The organism is Paenibacillus sp. J22P165, assembly GCF_059692015.1.
Genome location: NZ_JCAUAP010000015.1, coordinates 48428 through 68716 on the forward strand (window position 1 = coordinate 48428; position 20289 = coordinate 68716).

Here is a 20289-nt window from a genome sequence, read left to right on the forward strand (position 1 = left end):
TTGCTATGTACTTGTTATATCCACAAGAGTGGCCTCAGAGGCTCTGATTAAATCAGCACCGCTTATAAATATTTGAAGCCCACGACGGCCTGCACTAATGCTGACCAGCTCCATCATTGCCGCGGAACTATCCAAGAAGAACGGATAGTTCTTTTTCATACCAAGCGGGGACACACCGCCTCGTATATACCCTGTCAAATTCTGAATATCCTTTACAGGAACCATCTCTACCTTTTTATTATGGCTTTGGATCGCTAAGCTTTTTAAATTGAGTTCTCGATCCCCAGGGATACAGGCTACGATTACCCCTGTATTATCCCCCTTCAAAACCAATGTTTTATAAAGTTGACTGACTAACAAATGAACCTTTTCAGCCACTGTTTGGGCATCTAACTGATTTTCATCCCACTCATATTCATGCAACGTATAGGGAATTTTGAGCATATCTAATTTGCGACAAGCATTCGTTTTCACCATGTTCTCACCTTTTTTCTTAATGCTAAATGTATGTGTCCATTGTACCTAATCATGGCTTGTTCGCAAGGGCTCATATCTATCATCTATTGGAAGTTCACTTTTTGCGCTACGATTGCGATTGCCCGTTAACAAAAAAGTGACCCACAGCAACGGGCCGCGGGTCTAATGTATTTATATTTAAAAGGGGGTCGAGATTTAGTATAGGCTTGTTACCTTAAATCTACCTGAAGAAAAGATTGCAACCCTGTTACAATTACATAACGACTTGTTGCAGTAGGTTTATTTATTCAGTACACGATTGGAAACATCGCTGATTTGCCTCAATTCCTCATCAGTTAGTGTGAATTGCATCGCTTTCACATTCTCCTCCGCATGGTGCGTCTTCGATGCACCCGGAATAGCAAAAACCGTCTCTCCATGTGCATGGATCAACCAATTCAGCGCGATCTGCGTTGGTGACGCATCATAAATGACAGCGAGTTCGTCCAACTTATCAATCAGGGGCTTCGATTGCTGCAACCCTGCACCACGGAAGGCTGAAGTGAATTTACGAGGGCCCTTGATCGCTTTCACCAGTGCAGGATTCTTGTGAAACTTACCGCTTAAGATCCCTTGCTCCAAAGGGGAATACGCGATAATCGCGATGCCCAGCTCCTTCGCAGCATCCATGATGCCATTGTGCTCAATCCGACGATCCAGCAAGCTATATTTCACTTGGTTAGAAATGAGCCGGAGTCCGTGCTCCCGCAGTACACGGTCAGCTTCACGCATCTTTTTCGCTGAGAAATTGCTGACGCCTACGTTCTTGATTTTGCCCCGCTTCACCAGTTCAGCCATCGCATTCATTTCCTCTTGAACAGACGAGAATGAGAATGGCTGATGCACCTGATGCAGCTCTATTGTCCGGTTTTCCAGCAATCGGAGACGCTCATCGATGGTACTCGTGATGCTGCTCGCCGTGCGCAGGGCAGGCCACCACTTCGTAGCTATGTGAGCCCCTTCAGCTAGAGGCCCAGCTTCACGCAGCGCTTCCGCCAGCATTTGTTCGGATTGACCTTTTCCGTAAACTTCTGCTGTATCAAACCAATTAATCCCGCCTTTGAGACTGGTCTGAACAATGCTGCGCACATCTTCCTTCTTCAGCACCGGCCAAAACTTGCCCACCATCCCCTGGCCATTGCTGAACTGCCAACAGCCGAGTCCAAGAGGTGACAAGGCCAGAGACGAGCTGCCCATCTGCCTGAGTACCGCTTTTCCCACCATACTTTTCCACCCATTCTTCGCTATGATGTGATTCTTCCATTGATTATACACGATCTTAGTTGGAATCACCCGATTCACGCGAAGGTGCTCCGCATCCGCTTTCTTCAACGAGAAAAACCCAAGCTGCCGAGAGAATCTCGACGGCCTGAGTTTTTGTTTAATCACTTATGATTGCTGGATTGAAGACCTTTTATTGATAATCCTTCGCTTTTTTCACTAATTCTTCGTATGCTGCTTCCGGCGTAATTTTGCCGAACATCACTTTTTCACCAATATCCTTAAAGTCCTTAGCTGTATAGTTACTCCAGCCTTTAGCACCTGGGTTAAATGGCTGCGCATCTGGTGCAACATTCTTGATCAGCTCGATTTGTTGTTTATCTGCAGGCGTCAACTTCGGTGTCAAGTACTCAAGAACCTTTTTGGAAACGGGTACACCACGCGTTGTTGTCAGAATATCCGCCGCTTCTGTGTCGTTCACAAACCAGTCGATGAATGCCTTAGCCGCGTCAGGGTTCTTGGAATCTGCACTTACAGACCAGAACATGGACGGCTTCAGGAAGCCGCTGGCTTGCGCACCTTTGGGCTGCGTAACAAACTTATAAGCTCCCGGTTTCACGCCTTCATAGCCAGGCAGCAAAGCCGCGAAACTGCGCTTGATCAAGACGGTATCGTTGTTCATCAAATCCATCTTCGCATCGGATTCTTTATCTGTCGTTGCAACATCCGGAGGAGGAACTACGCCTTCTTTACGAAGGTCAGCATATTTCTTCGCGTACGTAATGTAGGTATCTTTGTCCAAGTTAAATTTACCGTCTATGGTAACCGGATAACCTTTGCCTTGACTGCTTTGGTAAGAGGAATAGACCGTATAGTCACTTGTCGCATCCATTAGTGCATATTTATCTTTCTCCAGCTTTGCTTTCGCGTCCTTGCCGAATTGGAAATATTGATCCCAAGTCCAGCCATTAGCCGGAGGTGTGATACCCAGCTTGTCTACGGCATTCTTATTAAATAACATCCCTGTAGCGTTATTTCCTAATGGAATCGCATACAACTTGTCTTTATATTTACCGGAATCGACCAGAGACTTATCTATATCTGCGACATTGATGCCTTTGGACAGGTCCACGAGCTGGTTTCTACCGCTGTATTCCGCTAGCCAAGCCGGGTCCATCTGGATCACGTCAGGTGCATTCTTTGCCGCAGCCTGAGTAGCTAGCTTATCTGCATAGCCATCAAACCCGGAAAATTCCGGTTCAAACGTAACGTTCGGATGTTTCTTCGTGTAAGCTTCGAGTGCCTTCAAGGTCGCATCGTGTCTGGCTTGTGAGCCCCACCATACAATGCGTAGTTTTACCGGCTTATTATCGACTACTGCTGCTGTTGCTGCTGCATCGCTGCTCGGTTTCGCAGCTTCGTTCGTTTTGGTTCCGGCACCGCATGCGGTCAGACTTACAGCTGTAAGTGCCGTAATTGTCAGTACACCCCATCTTTTTATCTGCTTGTTCATCATTCTATTGAACCCCTTCCTCTATTCCATATTCAGAACCATGTGTCAAAGCCTTTCCAATTAAGAACGAAGGTACCTTGGCAGCTCCATTCATTCAGCAGCGCTTCTAGCTTCATTATATGAATGGAAGGACACAATCAAAATAAGGGTAATGAACACATTTCTACCACAATCGAGCACAACCTATTTTTTTCCGAGCTCACTGGGATTCATCCCATAATGCTTTTTGAAAATGGAACTGAAGTAAGCCACATTCTTGTAGCCTACCATTTCTGCTATCTCATAGATCATGTGCTTGCCTTCCGCCAGCAGCACCTTAGCTTTCTCGAGCCTTACACGGATCAAATAGTTCGTAAATGTCTCCCCTGTCGCTTTCTTGAATATTCGGTTCAAATAATTGCGGGTTAGATATAACTGTTTAGATAAATCCTCCAAAGTAATGTCCTCCGCATAATGCTCATGCGCATACTGAATCATGAAATCGATAGCTTCCTTATGCTTGGAATGTTCACTCCATCCGCGTTGTGAGGAGATGCCAGAGATTGTGTACGCGAGCCAATTCCGAAGCTCCTCGATCGTTGAGATCTTGGCAATTTCCTGGCTTGCCGGCAAACCAGGGAACAGATCGTCGAGCACGACACCCGTACTGTATAACGAATAGGCGAGAATCGTCCACAGCTCTGAGCATAAGTATTGTAGGTAAGCCGGCGAAACGGGCGACATCTGACGGAGCTGCGCTAAGTAGGCGTCAACAATCGCAAGTGTCTCCTCTTTCTTGGCATACACGATAGCCTCAGCCAGTTCTTGATAAAACTTGATGGGACGTATCTTAAACTCATGCTCCGCTTCATCGGGAATCGATAGTCGAGTTCCATGATCTTCTTTCAGTGTTTGCTGAAGCAAATCCAAGAAGGCCTCTTCCGTTGAGTTGGGGAGTTGTCGCCAATCGTCCTGTACGCTACCTATTCCGATACGGATGCTCAGCTTCAAATAAGTCTGCATACATGCCGTGAGATGCTCTCCGATATGTCTAATATTCGCTCGGGCCTCTGCATTCGATTGTGCTAAAGGGATGTGATACACGATGGCAGCATGATGGCTGTGTAATTCGATAAACTCTGACTGTGGCCATTCTTGCTCAAGCACTTCACAAATGATATTGGCCAGTGCGAACCGAAACAAGCTCCAGTCAGTTAAAGTAAGATTGGAGACCCGATCCGTCCCCATCAGCTCGATGCCCATGACGAGATGCTTCTGCCGCAGCCACACTTTCTCGTCGATGGGCTCCATGCTTTCCTCCGCCATAGCCCGGCCTAGTGTACCCGTGACAACCGACTTCAGCCATTCCTTCTGCACGAAGGGCTCGTACATCATCAACCTGCGCTGTGTTTCCTCCTGCTCAAGCTTCGCCAATTCCTTGGTCTCCAACTCGCGAATTACCCGCTCCAGTACGCCACCCAGCTCATCCATCGTGACTGGCTTCGACAAGTAATCACTTACTTGTAGGCGCAACGCTTGGCGCGCGTACTGAAAATCGGAATAACCGCTGAGAATAATGATTTCTCCCGAGAATCCAACTTGTTTCAGCTGCTCTATCATCTCGAGTCCATTCATCACTGGCATGTAGATATCCGTTATAATAATGTCCGGACTCGTTTCCTTTACCTTCAGAAGCCCCTCTTGCCCATCCATCGCTTCTCCTACCCATTCGGCCTCCAGCCGCTCCCAGGGAATGGATTTCTTCATCCCTTCCAACACTTGAAAATCATCATCAATAATAAGTACTCTCCACATGAAGGGCCTCCTCTAGTTCTGTTTTATTGTGCAAAATAGGGAGCAGCAGGACTACTTCCGTTCCGCCTGCCTCTCTATTTCGCAAAGTGACACCGTAAGGCTCCCCGAAGTACGCAGCGATCCGGTCCATAACATTTCTGACGCCATAGCCTCCGGTTTTGCGCGGCTTCGGTAATTCCCAATCTGTCTTCAGTCCCACGCCATTATCACGAATAATAATTTCCAATTCGTATTCCTTACGCTTAAGGGAGATGTGAACTTCCCCCGCCCTTCTGCCATGAAAACCATGAATAAAGGCATTCTCCACAAACGGCTGTATCGTTAGACGCGAAATATACAGATCTTTTAAATCTTCTTCGATATCCATGCTGTATGTGAGACGTTCTCCCCAGCGAATTTTTTGAATTTGCAGGTAGCACTCCACATGCGTGATCTCATCCCGAATTGGAATGACCGTCTCTCCGTTCGAAAGTCCAATACGAAACATCTTGCCCATTAGCGAGACGATGGTACTGATCTTCTCTTGTCCGGAATCAATCGCTATCCAGTTCAACTGATCCAAGGTGTTGTATAAAAAATGGGGATTAATCATCGCCTGCAGTGCCAGTATCTCCGCTTCCCGCTTCCGCTTATGCTGCGATTGCAGTGATTTCAGCAGCTCTTCAATCCGCTCCATCTGTCGGCGATAGCCATTAAATAAGCTCCCGAACTCGTTCTCATAGTCCGTAGGCAGATCCATCACAGCCCCTGCAGCTGGCACTCGTCCCATTCGTGACAGTAACAAGCGAATTGGTTTCGTGAACTGTTTGGATAGAAACAGCGTGAAGAAGGCGGTGATAAATATCGCGGTCAGTCCAACTGAGACTAAAATATAAGCCAAGCGGATACTGCCATGTACGATCTCATTCCAAGGGGTAATTTCAATCAGCATCCAGTCTGATCGCACCTTGCTCCATACGAGCAGCGCCCCCTCCCCATGATCTTGGTTCACCGGTAGGTGAATATAATTCGAGGTGTTCTCCTTGCTGTTGATCAGCCCAAGATCATCTTCACTTAATGTCGGCTTACCAATCGTGGCAATCGTCCTGCCGCTCGCATCCAACAACAGCCGGTTCTTCTCTTTACCGGCGGACTCGCCCCGAACAAGGCCTTCGATCGCCGTTGCCTTCACATTAAGCATCAGCAGCCCATAATATTTGTCCGAATTATTATAGAGCTTGCGGGCGAAGCTGATAAACTGCTGCGGTCCTTTATTAGTTGGGAGCGTCCGCTCCCCGACCCAGGTGAAGTCTGACTTCTCAATCTCCGGATACCATAACTCCTCCCGGACATGCGCCATATCGAGAATTTGCACAGGAGCCTGTGGATCGGTTTTCGTAGGGTTATCTATATATAAGTAGATAGACTGCACCATCGTCGTGCTGTAGGTGATGCTTGCCAGCATCCGCAGCATATCATCCCTTCGATGAAATATCTCGAATGGATCCTTTTCAAAAGGATCATACCCGATCGTATTCATATTTCGGGATGCCGCAAGCGACATCTGCTCAATCGATTTCAGTTGGATATCAATCTGCTTATTCAACTCATTAAGCATATCTTGCTGATAGTAAGAGGATGTATTCGCGAGTTCCTTGGACGTCGTACTGTAGCTAATCCAAGTAAAGACGAGCAGCAAAATGGATAAGAAAGATGCGAAGCTCCCGAAAAACAAGCGGTCAATCCGCACGCGTTTAAATAAATTCATTCAGGCTCTCCCTTCTGGCGCAATCATGAAAGCCAAAAAAGCTGCACAATATCGCAGCTTTTCAAATAACTCTCCAAATTTTAACCCTTCACCGCACCGGAAGCAATGCCGTCTACAAAGTGGCGCTGTGCCATAAAGAAGATAATTAACGAAGGTACAACCGATAGGAGTGACATTGCGAGCAATTGACCCCAAGGCAAGGCAGACTGACTATCTACAAACAATTTGAGTGCAAGCCCTACTGTATATTTATCCACCGAGTTGATATACAACAGGTGGCCGAAGAAATCGTCCCAGTTCCATAGGAAACAGTAGATCGCTACCGTAACAAGTGCAGGCTTCGTTAGTGGTAGAACAATGCGCCAGTAAATGCCGAACCAGCTGCAGCCATCTATTTTGGCCGATTCGTCCAGATCCTTTGGAAGTCCCCGTATGAATTGAATGAGTAGGAATATGAAGAACGGTCCGCCTACCCCGCCAGCCAGCGCATGCGGGACATAGAACGGCAGATACGTATTCACCCAGCCGAATGTATTAAACATAATATACTGTGGAACCATCGTTACCTGACTAGGCAGCATTAACGTGACCATCAGAATAGAGAACCAGACATTTTTGAGTGGAAAATCAAGACGGGCAAAGCCGAAAGCGACGAGACTGCAGGAAAATACGGATGTAAGCAGTACACCCAATGTAAGCTCGAAAGAGTTCATATAGAAGTGCGTGAACGTATATTTCGGCAAAGCAACCCAGCCTTCGGTGAAGTTGCTCCACAGCCACACCTTCGGGAACAAACTTGGCGAGCTCATTTCATCATTGGATTTGAATGCCGCTCCAACCCACCACAGGATCGGATAGACCATAAGGATACTGAATATGGCTAAAAAGATATGAGAGCCGAGTGTCCGGCGTTGTGTAATTGTCATTTCTTACGGCCTCCTTCTGTCTCATAGAATACCCAATAGCGGGACGATGCGAAGATCAAGGCAGTCGCGATGCCGATAATAACAAGCAGTATCCAGGCCAATGCGGAAGCATAGCCCATATCATAGCGAGCGAAAGCTCTTTCGTACAAATACAGTGCGTACATATACGTGGAGTTGATCGGGCCGCCTTTGGTAATGATGAATGCCTGCGTGAACATTTGGAACGAGCCAATCGTCTGCAACACTAGATTAAACAGGAGTACCGGAGAAAGCATGGGCAGCGTAATGGTACAAAATTGTCTCAACTTTGATGCGCCATCGACCGAAGAAGCCTCATACAGCTCTGCTGGAATTTGCTTTAGCCCTGCAAGGAAGATAACCATCGAAGAGCCGAACTGCCACGCCACCAAAATAATTAAAGTGCCTAGCGCTGTGCCAGGACTGCTGATCCAACTAATCCCTTCCACACCGAAAATACTTAAAAATCTATTGATAAATCCGTCGATACCGAAAATGTTTTTCCATAGAACTGCAACAGCAATACTGCTTCCGATCAGGGATGGTAAATAAATAAAAGTACGGTAGATGGAGATACCCTTAATATTCTTGTTAAGCAGCATCGCAACCAACAAGGCGCTCACCAGCTTTAGGGGCACGGAGATGACAACGAACAACAGTGTAACTGAGAGAGACTGACGGAACGTTTCATCATCGCTGAAGATTCTTTCATAGTTTCTAAACCCCACCCATTCGGGAGCATCGAGCAAGGTAAACTTGGTAAAGGAATAATAAACCGACCGGATCATCGGCCATAAGGTTAAGAGTAAGAAACCAAGCAGCCATGGGGAGATGAACAAATATCCGGCTACAGGCGATTCCCAGCGGCCCTTCCAATTGAAGGCGGCGAACCGCTTTTGAGCCTGCTTACTGGCATTTGTCGTAGGTTGTGTACGCATATTGGAGCTCACCCTTTTCTCAAAGTTATTTCATATACCTGTAGTATAAAAGAGCCCTCTCTCCAAGAAAATGAGGGGATTGAACACAACTTCATCCCAATCGAACACAACCGCTAGGCAACTCATTTCTGACTAAATGAAAAAGGAGCTGCCCTCAGCTGCCCCTCTCTCGCCTAATCTTACTTATACCCTTGCACCAACTCCCACGTCTTCCTGGCTTGAAGACAACACTTCGTGTTTCATGAAAAAACACGTCATAAACGCAACAATCCCGAATCCGAATCCGATGGCGACTATATACTGGAGGGTCTCTTCAACAAACGTAGTGATCCGCAGCAGCACATCTAACATCAGCCCTTTCGAGGTATCACTTCCTTGATCCATCCTAAAAACCCCCTCTAACCTCACTGAGATTGATTTCCTACATCCGTAATTGTCATTAAATGCTATATATCTATTGTACAGCTGCAGCCCCCCACGCTCATCAGCCGTGAGTTTTAGCCTCATCTCGGTCTAGAGATGTAGTTTGCCTAGCTATGGTATACTGTCCACATATGCATGATTGAAGGAGATATGATCGTTGAACGTGCTATACAAGCAACAAACCGACCACCATGACATCTCCATTTATGACACAAACACCTTTTCAGGGGAACAAGGCCGATTTCGCATCTTAGAGTTTTCTAACCAAGCCATGCAAGGCGCGATGGATTTGGCCCATCCAGATCGCATTCTGTTCGAATACCCGAGAGCCATGATTCATCTCATGACAGTGAACGCTCCTAGCTTTGATCGTGTTTTCCTCATCGGTCACGGCATTGGCACCATCGCCTCCCACCTCGCTGAGAAACGTTTCACTGTGGCGGAGCTGGATGCGCATGTCGTCGAGCTCAGCAGGCGCTACTTTGGCTATAGCCAGGATAATGTACATATTGGCGACGGCAGGCAACTCTTAAGCGATGAACCTTCACACACGTACGATTATATTCTTGTCGATGCTTTTACCGAGAAGGGCACGCCCCTTTCGTTAACATCATTAACCTTTTTTCAAATGGCACGCGACAAGCTTGAGTCCGATGGCGCAATTCTTCTAAACGTTATGGGGAAAGGTGAGCACGACCCGCTTCTTAGGGCCATACATACCACGCTTAGCGAAGTATTTAACCATGTTAAAGCATTCGCCCTCCCCTCTGAGGGACGCCGCGATTTACTGAATATCCTTCTAATGGGTCAAAATAAACCGATCACCAGCAACATGCGCCATATGGCGGGCTTCGTAGAAACAGAGTTAGGCTATGGGCATATCCTGATGGAAGAAGCGTAATTTCCTTTTTTTATTCACCTGGGGGAGTTGTTTGCTTCCTATCGTTTATAATAAAATGTAAGAAGCAAAAAAAGTTCAATAGAAAAGGTGTCATTCATGAGCATATTAAATGTAGAACGACTTAGTCACGGATTTGGGGATCGCGCGATCTTCAACGATGTATCTTTCCGCCTGTTGAAAGGCGAGCACATCGGACTTATTGGCGCAAATGGTGAAGGGAAATCTACCTTCATGAACATCATTACCGGAAAGCTGCAGCCGGATGATGGTAAAGTGGAATGGTCCAAGCGCATGCGCGTAGGTTACCTGGATCAGCACGCGGTGTTGAGCAAAGGAATGACGATGCGCGACGTGTTGAAGGGTGCCTTTCAGTATCTATTCGATATGGAACAAGAAATGAACGATATGTATGGCCGTATGGGCGACGTTTCACCTGAAGAGCTGGAGCGCCTGCTCGAAGATGTAGGAACAATTCAAGATACACTTACGAATCAAGATTTCTACATGATCGATGCCAAAATCGAAGAAACGGCCCGCGGTTTGGGTCTGACAGATATCGGCTTAGATAAAGATGTCAATGATTTGAGCGGTGGGCAGCGTACGAAGGTCTTACTGGCTAAGCTTCTTTTGGAAAAGCCAGACATCCTGCTCCTCGATGAGCCTACGAACTATTTGGATGAGCAGCATATCGAATGGTTGAAGCGCTATTTGAATGAATACGAGAATGCCTTCATCCTCATCTCACATGATATTCCGTTCTTGAACAGCGTAATCAACTTGATCTACCACATGGAAAATCAAGCCTTGAATCGTTATGTCGGCGACTATGACCATTTCCTAGAAGTGCACGAAATGAGAAAATCTCAGCTGGAGTCTGCGTACAAACGCCAACAACAGGAAATTTCTGAGTTGAAGGACTTCGTTCAACGTAACAAAGCGAGTGTGGCCACACGTAATATGGCAATGTCCAGACAAAAGAAGCTCGACAAGATGGATGTCATTGAGCTTGCCAAAGAGAAGCCGAAACCACAGTTCAACTTCAAGGAAGGGCGTACGGCAGGGAAGCTCATTTTTGAAGCGACGGATCTGGTTATCGGTTACGATTCACCGTTATCCCGTCCGCTTAACCTACGCATGGAACGTGGGCAGAAGATTGCGCTTGTCGGTGCTAATGGTATCGGTAAGACGACGTTGTTGCGCAGCATTTTAGGCGAAATCCCGGCTTTAGCGGGTTCTGTGCACAAAGGTGAAAATCAGCAAGTCGGCTACTTCCAACAGGAAATTAAGGAATCCAACAACAATACGTGTATTGATGAGGTTTGGAATGAGTTCCCTTCGTTGAATCAATTCGAGGTGCGCGCGGCGCTTGCCCGTTGTGGACTTACGACGAAACATATCGAAAGCAAAATCGTTGTACTCAGCGGTGGCGAAAAAGCGAAGGTCCGCTTATGTAAGCTGATCAACCGCGAAACCAACCTGCTCGTACTCGATGAGCCGACGAACCATTTGGACGTTGACGCGAAGGAAGAGCTGAAACGTGCGCTGAAAGCGTACAAAGGCAGTATCATCCTGATCTCCCATGAACCTGATTTCTATCGTGATGTTGTAACAGAAACATGGAACTGTGAGTCCTGGACGACCAAAGTATTCTAAGCTGCACACTTGAAGAGCCTATCCCATCGCTTCATGATGGAGGTAGGTTCTTTGTTTTTTCACAAATCTGGACAAACTACCTACAAAATGATACATTATGTATCAGGCGAGATCTGAACTAAGCCACGGAAGCGAGGAACCGTATGCTTGTTTTTCGATTCTTCTTTAAAAGCAAATTGCTGCTATCCCTGCTCATTCTTTGCTTTTTCGACGCGTTATTTACCGACATCGGCCTGCAGCTAGCTTTCATCCAAGAGGCCAATCCGTTGATCCGCTATCTCTACGAATGGCATATCATCGCCTACTATCTGGTGAAGCTGATTTTCCCAGTCGCACTTATGCTGATATATCCCTACATTCGTCAGAAACTATGGGTAAAACCTTGCCTTACCCTCACCGTCGTGATTTATGCTGCCGTCAATGTGTATCACTTCGTCTGGCTTTCCTATGGACTAACCTACGTCGCTGGTCCTGCTTAGAACGGATTATAAGAGGCCTGCTGTCACGTCTACCGACTCACTCGGTATTCACGTGAACAACAGGCCTTTCGTCTTTTCTTTTTTTCAATAACCCTCAATATTGGCCACGGTTGCGTTGTGCTGTCCCAGTATTCCGTCAATCTCATACTGAATTCGTTTCAAAAGGGAGAACACCGCATGTGGATCGATCCCTCTCTCCAGCTCTTTCTCCATCGCAAGGACCTGCGCTACCAGCGCATCCGCGTAAAAATTCACAGCAATCCCTTTCAGCGTGTGAATCTTCCTTTTAACCGCAACAAGCTCTCCATCGCTAATAAAAGGTGCCAGCTGATCGTGGAAATCATAATAATCCAGCTTAAATTTCTCCAGCATGTACTGGAAAATATGCAGTTTATGATCAATATTCCGCATCAACTGGTCCACACCAACACCTGGATATTGGTTTAACCAGTTCAACATGTCCCATTTCCCCAACATATCTGTCAGCTGCCGTTCCGTAATCGGCTTAATGAGCAAATCATTCATGCCCAGCTTCAGAAGCTGCATACGATCCTGCATCAGCATATTCGCGGTAAGCGCGACGATAGGCACAAGATTCAAACTTTTGCGCTGCCTTAGCTTCTGTGTAGCCTCGTAACCATCCATCTCTGGCATATGTATATCCATAAGAATCAGCTTAAATGTCTCTTTATCCGCCAATTCCAAGGCTTCAAGACCATTCTCTGCGATTAGCGGGTGATAGCCTAACTGCTTCAATAACTCCGAAATAACCAACTGGTTGATTTCATTGTCCTCCACCACGAGAATATTCCCTTTGGATGCGGCGGCCTGTTTCTTCACTAAAAGTGCATTTAGAACCGGCTCCGCTGCAACGGATTGTATCTTCTGTTGAGCTAACCCTTCAATGACCATCTTCAGTTTAGCTCGGCTAACTGGTTTCACGAGCACCGCATCCGCCTGCAAAAGGTCTGGAAGCTCTGACATCTGCTCCCTGCCGTCAAGTGTCGTATAAGCGATGACCTTCGTGCGCGAACGATCGATTGGAGCCATTACGCGCTCTAGCCCATCTTGATACTGGAGATCCTCCATTTGCATATCCAGGAGCACATAGTCCACGGGTGCAGCATACCAGGCATCCTCTTCCAAGGTTCTCACCAAATCTGCTGTCGTTGAAACGCTGTCTATCTTAACATGCATAGAGCTCAGCAATTCACCGATATGTTTAGCAACAAGCGGGTGATCCTCGGCAATCCGAATACGCTGGTTCTGAACGGAGCTAGGATGCGCATCCAAATCTATAGGCTTCGTCCCTGCATCTGTTCCCGCTTTCCCCAGCATTAAGTTGAAGTAGAATCGGCTGCCTTGACCAAGGGTGGATTCCACCTGCAAGATACCGCCCATTGACTGAACTAAATGTTGGCAAATAACTAGACCTAAACCTGTCCCTCCATAGCGCCGACTCATCGATGTATCCGCTTGGGAGAACGGAACGAAGAGCTTCGAGAGCTGTTCCTTGGAAATTCCAATCCCCGTATCCTCCATAGCGAATGAAAGTAAGTAACCTTCATCTGATGTAGCCTCCAGAGCGACCTTCAACCTCAAATAGCCCCTTTTGGTAAACTTTATCGCATTATTCGTAAGATTAATGAGCACCTGCTCCAAACGAAACGCGTCACCATTGACAAGATCAGGCAGATCCTCTGAGGTATCCAGCATAATCTCAATTCGCTTCTTTCCAAGCGAAACACTCGCGAGATCAGCTACTTTTTGGATTGATTCTTCGAGTGAGAAATCCAGCGTTTCTAGTGCCATTTTGCCTGCTTCAAGCTTGGAGAAATCCAGAATATCATTGATCGTAGCAAGTAGAACATTAGAAGATGAATCAATTTTGTTCAAATAATCCTGCTGGATGGCAGATAACTCTGTCCGTTGCAGCAGCAAGGACAGTCCGATAATCCCGTTCAACGGCGTACGTATTTCATGGCTCATCCGAGCTAAGAACTGACTTTTGGCCCTGTTGGATTGATCTGCTTCTTCCCGCTTCTTCAGATCGGTGATATCGTGGACCGTTCCCGTTACACCATCAATCTCCTTATCCCCATCCATATAAAGAGGGGACAACGTGACATTATACGCATGTTCTGAACCATCTGGATGCAGCAGCTGAATGCCAAATTGTTGCGTTTTTCGCTTCAGAATGGTTTGTTCGAATTTCATCTCCCACATCTCTGGGTCATCCATCTGCACAACTTCCGTCAGCAACTTCCCTTTTACTTGGTCCGAATCCAGCTCGTAGGTAATATACATCTTACTATTAGAGGAGGCTATTGTACCATCGAGTCGAAATCGAAAGATAAAATCCTCTGAGTTTTCTACTAATGTCCGATATTGCTCATCCCGTACTCTTGCTTTAACTAAGGCAGCTCGATGCTCTGTAACATCACAAGCCGAGCCAATGAGTTCTGTCACATAACTATTTTTATAAATCGGCTGTAAGCTTACTAAGATCGTAAAGCCATTATAATCATACTCATAATTCACGCGTTCGCCCTGCCAAGCCCGCTCATAATAACCCTTGACTTGAGCCTGAAAGGCTGAAGTGAATACTTTCACATCATCTATTTTTTTGCCAATGAATTGATGTGGATACAAGCCTAACATCTGCAGCAGCTGTCCTTCAATCACAATGAAAACGTATTCATCCCGATGCTTATGCAGCTTAAATGTGAACCCTGGCTGAAACCGAAGCATATCAATCAACTCTTCTTCGACTTGTCGAAGCTGCTGCTTATACTCCCGATTACGTAATAAATATCGCAAGAAGCATGCAATTACGAAGACACACATCAACTGATAGGTGATATATTTCCATATCGTATCAAGCGACGTCCCATACACCATCCACACCAACGTATAATAGAAAACAAAAAAGAATGTGGAAGCCGCCAACCATTGTAACCAATAAATTTTTATTTTGGCAAAGATTATGCTCGTTCCTGTAATCGCTGCAAGCCCAATCAGCAATAACGGCAAAGAAATCGTTCCGTCCATAATGAATCTTCCTATCCATAAACAAACAAAAGTGATAAATATTGAAAGCATACCACCCATATAGGCAGCCAAGAGTAGGCCTACACCGCGGAAATTCAGGCTAACTAGCGGTTCCATCTGAATACTGAAATTCATTAAGACGACTACTAACGCTCCGTGCGCCAATCCGATATACACTTTAGTTAACCAGGTTGGCCTCTGATCAAGCTTCATGATGAGAAAGAAGTGTTCTACAAATACGACAAAAACAGTTATTACGGAAAAATTGATAATCAAATCACGTAACAGAACAATCACCAACCCGTTTTATGACTCTAGTGAGAACTTATCTAATCCTTCATCATTCTATCATGTCTCTTAGGCTAGTTGAAACAACATTTGTTCAATATGACAAACTTCGACAGGTTTACTATAGTAATACCCTTGAACGAAGCGACAACCATACTCACGCAGCACCTGTAGCTCTTCTTCCGTTTCAACACCCTCCGCCACAACAGACAGATTCAATTGTTTCGCCATAGAAATCATCGTACTCACAATAACTGCATTCACATGTCCATGTTGTAAATCTTTAATGAAAGATTTATCAATTTTCACTTTGTCGACGGGCAAGTCACGCAGGTAACCAAGTGAGCTATATCCTGTTCCAAAATCATCCATAGCAATTCTCAGACCTAGCTTTTTGAGTTTCCCTAGCGCATCTGCGGCTAGTCTAGCATCCACACTCAGACTCTCTGTAATTTCTAATTCTAAGTACTTGGGATCTAAGCCAGTTTCCTCCAGAATTGCTGCAATGGTATTACTTAACCGACAATCATTAAACTGCTTGCGTGATAAATTCACAGCCACAAACATAGGTGGAAGGCCAGCATTTCGCCATTTCTGGTTTTGTTGGCACGCCTCTCTCAGCACCCACTCACCAATTTCGTGAATGAGTCCACTTTCCTCTGCTATCGAAATAAACTCCGTTGGCGGGACATCGCCAAAATCAGGATTATCCCAACGAAGCAGACATTCCAACCCGACAACAACGCTCGTACTAATATCAACAACAGGTTGATAGACCAGCTTTAACTCTCGCTTGGAGATCGCCTTGCGCAGATGAACCTCAATATCCATTCTTCTCTGCAGCATTACGCTACTGCTTAAAGGAGTACTAGGCTGTACACAATCCACATAGCCCTCTACATGGGCAGCGGCGGGATAGACACCTTTGACCCCATTTTGAATAGCGACTTTACATCGTTCTAAGAAATAGGTAATGATCCCTTCGCCATTTAATCCCGCAATTAACATCTCTTTATGAAAATAATCGACCGCACCAAAGCGCATCGCTTGAATTGTTTGAACCGAGCCTTCTGATGTATGTGTACTTAGCATAATTACAGGAATAGGGCTATGGTCCATAATGAGCTGAAGTGCCGTAAGTCCTAGCAAATCCGGTAAGTCCAGATCAATAAGGACTAGATCAGGCTTATCACGAAGCATACATACCAGTGCGGCACTGCCATGTGCTACAATTCCTGTCAGAATAAGCTGCTCATCCTGCTTCAATATGGTCGTAATGACCTCCTGAGTTTGTTCGGACATACTCACTACTAGTACTCCATACCTGCCTGTCAGACTCATTTTTTCGCCACCTTTTCAAGCCATTCTTACTTATAATCCCATTGTACTTTCCACTTATTAGGTTACTTACTTAAATCCCATGAATTTTTTAGCTCTAATTCGCTAATATTTTACTAACATTTTTTTAAACTCCCTATATGAAAACGGTTTACTCTTAAAATTCGACAGCGTATAATAGAATTATTAGCTAAATATTAGCAATATCACTCACCTCATCACTTTTTACGATATTCAAATTAGAAAACTATGCGTTAGGGGGAACTTCTAATGGACAGAGTTCTATTAATTGAGGACGATGATATTATCGGTGAGATGATCTGCATGTATCTGAAAGAGGAAGACTTCTTAGTTCTCAGGTGCCACAATGGACAGGAAGGGCTCACGGCCCTACATAATTTCCAGCCAGATCTGATTCTACTTGATCTTATTCTCCCAGACTTCGAAGGTACAGAGCTATGCAATTCCTTACGAGGGCTTACACCCGTTCCGATCATTATCATCTCCTCAAACTCTAAAGTCAGTGAGAAAATCGAAGCTTTTACCGTTGGCGCCGACGATTATTTATGCAAACCATTCAGTATGCATGAAATGAAGGCCCGCATTCAAGTTCTTTTACGCCGCTTCAAAAAGGAACTACCCGCTGAGCAGCCACCTGCTGATCCTGCCCCGATTCGCCAACGGATTACCGTTCCCGCTATGGAGCTCCAGATTAATTTAGAGAAACGAACCTTGCACGTGCGAGGCGAATCGATCGAAATGACCTTCTCTGAGTTTGAACTCATTCGATTGCTAGTTGAACACCCTGAACGGGTTTACCGTCGCGAAGACCTGATTAATGCTTTACGTGGATTCGATTCATACATAAACGAGCGGGCGATTGATGTACATATTACGAATTTGCGCAGAAAAATTGAGATCAATCCCAAAGAGCCGAAATATATTAAGACCGTATGGGGCGTAGGCTATAAATTTGTCATCTAAGCGACTTACATATTGACCTGATCCTGGATTGGATTTGGTCTTATTTTTTTGTTCTTTCTTACAGTAAAAGAGAGCAAACACACTTGTTGTAGGTATTTTATTAACCTGGTATTTCTCTGTCCTATTGTTTACATAGACTAAATATTAATGGGGATTTTAATTCAGCTAATTACTAGTTAGCCTTGGGAGAGGGGACATACAGATGAAAGTTCAACAAGTTGTTGCTGGTGTTTATATGTTACCACTTGGGACCGTCAATGCTTATTTGATCGAGGCAGCGGAAGGCCTCATTCTGATTGACACCGGCACACCAGGAAGTGCTGCCAAAATTCTAGAGGGAATCCAAGCCATCGGACACAAACCTTCTGACTTGAAGACCATTCTCCTTACACATGGCCATCCTGACCATGTAGGAAGTACAGCTGCACTGAAGCGAGAGGTTCCGCATGCGAAAATCTATATCAGCGAAGAGGATGCACCGATTGTAGAAAAAGGACAGCCGCAGCGGCCGCTAACCGCCACGCCTGGACTGATGAATAAACTGTTGTTCCGTTTATTCATTAAAGAAACGCCGATAGAAACCTTTTCTATCGACGGTTATTTGAAAGCGAATGCCACGCTTGATTTCGCTGCTGGTCTGCAGACGATCGCTGCTCCCGCGCATAGCGCAGGGCAAATCGCCTTGCTGCTGCCGAAGCACGGCGGCGTGATGTTTGCTGCGGATGCAGCGGCGAATATGATGGGCCTTGGCTGGAGCATCGGCCACGAGAACTTCTCGCAAGCGAGGCAGGACTTGATCCGCCTAGGGAAGGCGGAATTCAATGCCGCTTGCTTTGGCCATGGCAAGCCTTTGCTTGCGAGGGCTTCGCAAGCGTTTCGAGCCAAGTGGGCGTAGGGTCGCCGCTGGCGCGCCTATTAGTTCGATTTTACCGAACTAATCCCACTGCGCGCGTCCATTCATCCAAATTAGTCCGAAATAGCCCAACTAAATCGCTCCAAACACCCCTTACACGAGGAAAATGCCGAAATAGTTCGGTAGAATCGGACTATTGGTCTTATATAACAAGAAATTCTCGATTTAGTTCGGCAGAATCGAACTAAACGAGGATTCAACAAAACAGGCTGCCCTGAAGTAGAAACATCTACTTTACAGGACAGCCTGTTATCACTCACTTACTCTTTACTCTTTTAGTCATTACTCGTTACTCGTTACTCGTTTTTCGCTAGTTCTTCTTCTTCACCCTAACCGAAGCCAACGTCTCCCCTTCGGCAAGAGCATGTCTTCTCGACTTGGACAATCCGATCCGCTGCGAGGTATAAATCCCTGAATGACCGGAAAACAGATAGCTCACGAGGCAAGCCATGAACATGTAGAGGATCCCTTCGGAGCCAAACAGTTCTACGCCCATGATGAAGCAGGCCAACGGTGTGTTGGTAGCGCCGCTGAAAACCGCGATGAGTCCCAACGCAGCCAAGAATGGCGCAGAAAGCCCCAAAAGATCAGCAAGCGAATTGCCCAAGGTAGCGCCAATAACGAACAACGGGGTTACTTCCCCGCCGAGATAGCCCGCTCCGAGTGTTAGCGCAGTAAAGATCGTCTTCCACAAGAAGGCAAAGTGATCGACTGGCGCTTCGAAGGCTTGCTGCAGCAAAGGGATGCCCAGCCCCAGATAGTCCCTCGTTTTGAATACCGCAACAAGCGCAATAAGCACAATTCCGCCGACAAAGGCTCGCAGCACCGGGTTAGCGAATAACCGCGTATATAGCCATTTCATCCCATGGGTAAGCTCGCTAAAGAGGATGCTAGCTAATCCGAATAGGATCGAAGCCAACACGACTTTGAGAACAACCCCTACAGATAACAACGGGACTGCCCCCATAGCATAATGAATATGATGAATCCCCCATGCCATGGTCACCTGATGCGCTACCAAACTAGCAATGAAGCAAGGAATCAGCGCTTGATACCTCATCATTCCAATAGCAGCTACTTCCAAAGCGAAGATTGTGCCTGCGAGCGGCGTTCCAAAAACAGAGCCAAACCCGCTGCTGATGCCGCACATGAGCAGGATTTTCCGATCCGTCTCATCTACTCGAAAGACGCGTCCTATCCAATCAGCGAAGCTTCCCCCCATTTGAACAGCCGTACCTTCGCGGCCCGCTGATCCCCCAAAAAGATGCGTGACAAGGGTCCCGGCGAGCACTAAAGGCGCCATGCGCAAAGGAATCCTCTCCTTGGCCTCATGGAGCTGTTCGAGGATCAAGTTATTCCCTCTCCCTGCATTTTTACCGATTTTCAGATAGATATAGGCCATGAATGCCCCGCCTGCAGGCAGAAGAAATAACAACCACGGATAGGTAATTCTACGCTCCGTAACCAGATCTAAACTGAAGAGAAAAAGCGCTGAAGCTGACCCCGTTAGGATGCCAACGACGCTGCCATAGCAAATCCACTTTACGAATGAACCCAGTAAGGCAACATGCATATACTTGGCCATA

At 46.2% G+C, this 20289-nt stretch carries 16 protein-coding genes; 5 read left to right on the plus strand and 11 right to left on the minus strand.

Annotated elements, in window-relative coordinates:
• Nucleotides 1-3: 3 nt before the first annotated feature.
• From ybaK to AC58QM_RS29930, 8 genes are all read right to left on the minus strand, one after another.
• Nucleotides 4-477 carry a Cys-tRNA(Pro) deacylase gene (gene ybaK, locus AC58QM_RS29895; RefSeq protein ID WP_497288420.1) on the minus strand — a complete coding sequence of 158 codons (474 nt, stop codon included), beginning with the start codon at nucleotides 475-477 and terminating at the stop codon, nucleotides 4-6.
• 279 nt (nucleotides 478-756) lie between these two features.
• Entirely contained in the window at nucleotides 757-1740 is a 984-nt protein-coding gene (locus tag AC58QM_RS29900; RefSeq protein ID WP_497288488.1) for an aldo/keto reductase, read from the minus strand.
• Nucleotides 1741-1930: 190 nt separating this feature from the next.
• Nucleotides 1931-3253 carry an ABC transporter substrate-binding protein gene (locus tag AC58QM_RS29905; RefSeq protein WP_497288421.1) on the minus strand — a complete coding sequence of 441 codons (1323 nt, stop codon included), beginning with the start codon at nucleotides 3251-3253 and terminating at the stop codon, nucleotides 1931-1933.
• 180 nt (nucleotides 3254-3433) lie between these two features.
• Entirely contained in the window at nucleotides 3434-5044 is a 1611-nt protein-coding gene (locus AC58QM_RS29910) for a response regulator (protein WP_497288422.1), read from the minus strand.
• Nucleotides 5022-6791 (minus strand): sensor histidine kinase, encoded by a 1770-nt coding sequence (locus AC58QM_RS29915; protein ID WP_497288423.1) that lies wholly within the window; start codon nucleotides 6789-6791, stop codon nucleotides 5022-5024. Before AC58QM_RS29915 ends, AC58QM_RS29910 begins: the two co-directional genes overlap by 23 nt.
• A gap of 80 nt (nucleotides 6792-6871) precedes the next feature.
• Complete coding sequence (locus tag AC58QM_RS29920) at nucleotides 6872-7717, minus strand: carbohydrate ABC transporter permease (protein WP_497288424.1); 846 nt, start codon at nucleotides 7715-7717, stop codon at nucleotides 6872-6874.
• Entirely contained in the window at nucleotides 7714-8673 is a 960-nt protein-coding gene (locus AC58QM_RS29925; RefSeq protein ID WP_497288425.1) for a carbohydrate ABC transporter permease, read from the minus strand. The genes AC58QM_RS29920 and AC58QM_RS29925 overlap by 4 nt, the downstream gene beginning before the upstream one ends.
• 183 nt (nucleotides 8674-8856) lie before the next feature.
• Nucleotides 8857-9057: a hypothetical protein gene (locus tag AC58QM_RS29930; protein WP_497288426.1), complete on the minus strand. Its 201-nt coding sequence runs from the start codon at nucleotides 9055-9057 to the stop codon at nucleotides 8857-8859.
• Between the two features lie 196 nt (nucleotides 9058-9253).
• Between AC58QM_RS29930 and AC58QM_RS29935 the strand changes: the two genes are divergently transcribed.
• From AC58QM_RS29935 to AC58QM_RS29945, 3 genes are all read left to right on the plus strand, one after another.
• A complete protein-coding gene (locus AC58QM_RS29935; RefSeq protein ID WP_497288427.1) occupies nucleotides 9254-9997 on the plus strand; it encodes a spermidine synthase in 744 nt (247 codons plus the stop codon).
• Between the two features lie 96 nt (nucleotides 9998-10093).
• A complete protein-coding gene (locus tag AC58QM_RS29940; protein WP_497288428.1) occupies nucleotides 10094-11650 on the plus strand; it encodes an ABC-F family ATP-binding cassette domain-containing protein in 1557 nt (518 codons plus the stop codon).
• 143 nt (nucleotides 11651-11793) lie between these two features.
• Entirely contained in the window at nucleotides 11794-12129 is a 336-nt protein-coding gene (locus AC58QM_RS29945) for a DUF5658 family protein (RefSeq protein WP_497288429.1), read from the plus strand.
• 84 nt (nucleotides 12130-12213) lie between these two features.
• Here AC58QM_RS29945 and AC58QM_RS29950 read toward each other — a convergent pair whose 3' ends face one another.
• Entirely contained in the window at nucleotides 12214-15477 is a 3264-nt protein-coding gene (locus AC58QM_RS29950) for a response regulator (protein ID WP_497288489.1), read from the minus strand.
• Between the two features lie 60 nt (nucleotides 15478-15537).
• Complete coding sequence (locus tag AC58QM_RS29955) at nucleotides 15538-16776, minus strand: putative bifunctional diguanylate cyclase/phosphodiesterase (protein WP_497288430.1); 1239 nt, start codon at nucleotides 16774-16776, stop codon at nucleotides 15538-15540.
• Nucleotides 16777-17076: 300 nt separating this feature from the next.
• Between AC58QM_RS29955 and AC58QM_RS29960 the strand changes: the two genes are divergently transcribed.
• Nucleotides 17077-17790, plus strand: a complete 714-nt coding sequence (locus tag AC58QM_RS29960) for a response regulator transcription factor (RefSeq protein ID WP_497288431.1) — start codon at nucleotides 17077-17079, stop codon at nucleotides 17788-17790.
• A gap of 202 nt (nucleotides 17791-17992) precedes the next feature.
• On the plus strand, nucleotides 17993-18685 hold the full coding sequence (locus AC58QM_RS29965; protein WP_497288432.1) for an MBL fold metallo-hydrolase: 693 nt from the start codon (nucleotides 17993-17995) through the stop codon (nucleotides 18683-18685).
• Between the two features lie 328 nt (nucleotides 18686-19013).
• On the opposite strand, the gene AC58QM_RS29970 is transcribed toward AC58QM_RS29965, so the two are convergent.
• A complete protein-coding gene (locus AC58QM_RS29970) occupies nucleotides 19014-20288 on the minus strand; it encodes a voltage-gated chloride channel family protein (RefSeq protein ID WP_497288490.1) in 1275 nt (424 codons plus the stop codon).
• Between the last annotated feature and the right edge of the window lies 1 nt (nucleotide 20289).

Excerpts from the sequence above, each read along its gene's own strand:
- AC58QM_RS29900 (WP_497288488.1), bottom strand. The coding sequence starts at position 1,740 with ATGGTGGGAAAAGCGGTACTCAGGCAGATGGGCAGCTCGTCTCTGGCC.
- AC58QM_RS29905 (WP_497288421.1), bottom strand. The coding sequence starts at position 3,253 with ATGATGAACAAGCAGATAAAAAGATGGGGTGTACTGACAATTACGGCA.
- AC58QM_RS29915 (WP_497288423.1), bottom strand. The coding sequence starts at position 6,791 with ATGAATTTATTTAAACGCGTGCGGATTGACCGCTTGTTTTTCGGGAGC.
- AC58QM_RS29960 (WP_497288431.1), top strand. The coding sequence starts at position 17,077 with ATGGACAGAGTTCTATTAATTGAGGACGATGATATTATCGGTGAGATG.
- AC58QM_RS29970 (WP_497288490.1), bottom strand. The coding sequence starts at position 20,288 with ATGGCCAAGTATATGCATGTTGCCTTACTGGGTTCATTCGTAAAGTGG.
- ybaK (WP_497288420.1), bottom strand. The coding sequence starts at position 477 with ATGGTGAAAACGAATGCTTGTCGCAAATTAGATATGCTCAAAATTCCC.
- AC58QM_RS29965 (WP_497288432.1), top strand. The coding sequence starts at position 17,993 with ATGAAAGTTCAACAAGTTGTTGCTGGTGTTTATATGTTACCACTTGGG.
- AC58QM_RS29940 (WP_497288428.1), top strand. The coding sequence starts at position 10,094 with ATGAGCATATTAAATGTAGAACGACTTAGTCACGGATTTGGGGATCGC.
- AC58QM_RS29925 (WP_497288425.1), bottom strand. The coding sequence starts at position 8,673 with ATGCGTACACAACCTACGACAAATGCCAGTAAGCAGGCTCAAAAGCGG.
- AC58QM_RS29945 (WP_497288429.1), top strand. The coding sequence starts at position 11,794 with ATGCTTGTTTTTCGATTCTTCTTTAAAAGCAAATTGCTGCTATCCCTG.
- AC58QM_RS29920 (WP_497288424.1), bottom strand. The coding sequence starts at position 7,717 with ATGACAATTACACAACGCCGGACACTCGGCTCTCATATCTTTTTAGCC.
- AC58QM_RS29930 (WP_497288426.1), bottom strand. The coding sequence starts at position 9,057 with ATGGATCAAGGAAGTGATACCTCGAAAGGGCTGATGTTAGATGTGCTG.
- AC58QM_RS29910 (WP_497288422.1), bottom strand. The coding sequence starts at position 5,044 with ATGTGGAGAGTACTTATTATTGATGATGATTTTCAAGTGTTGGAAGGG.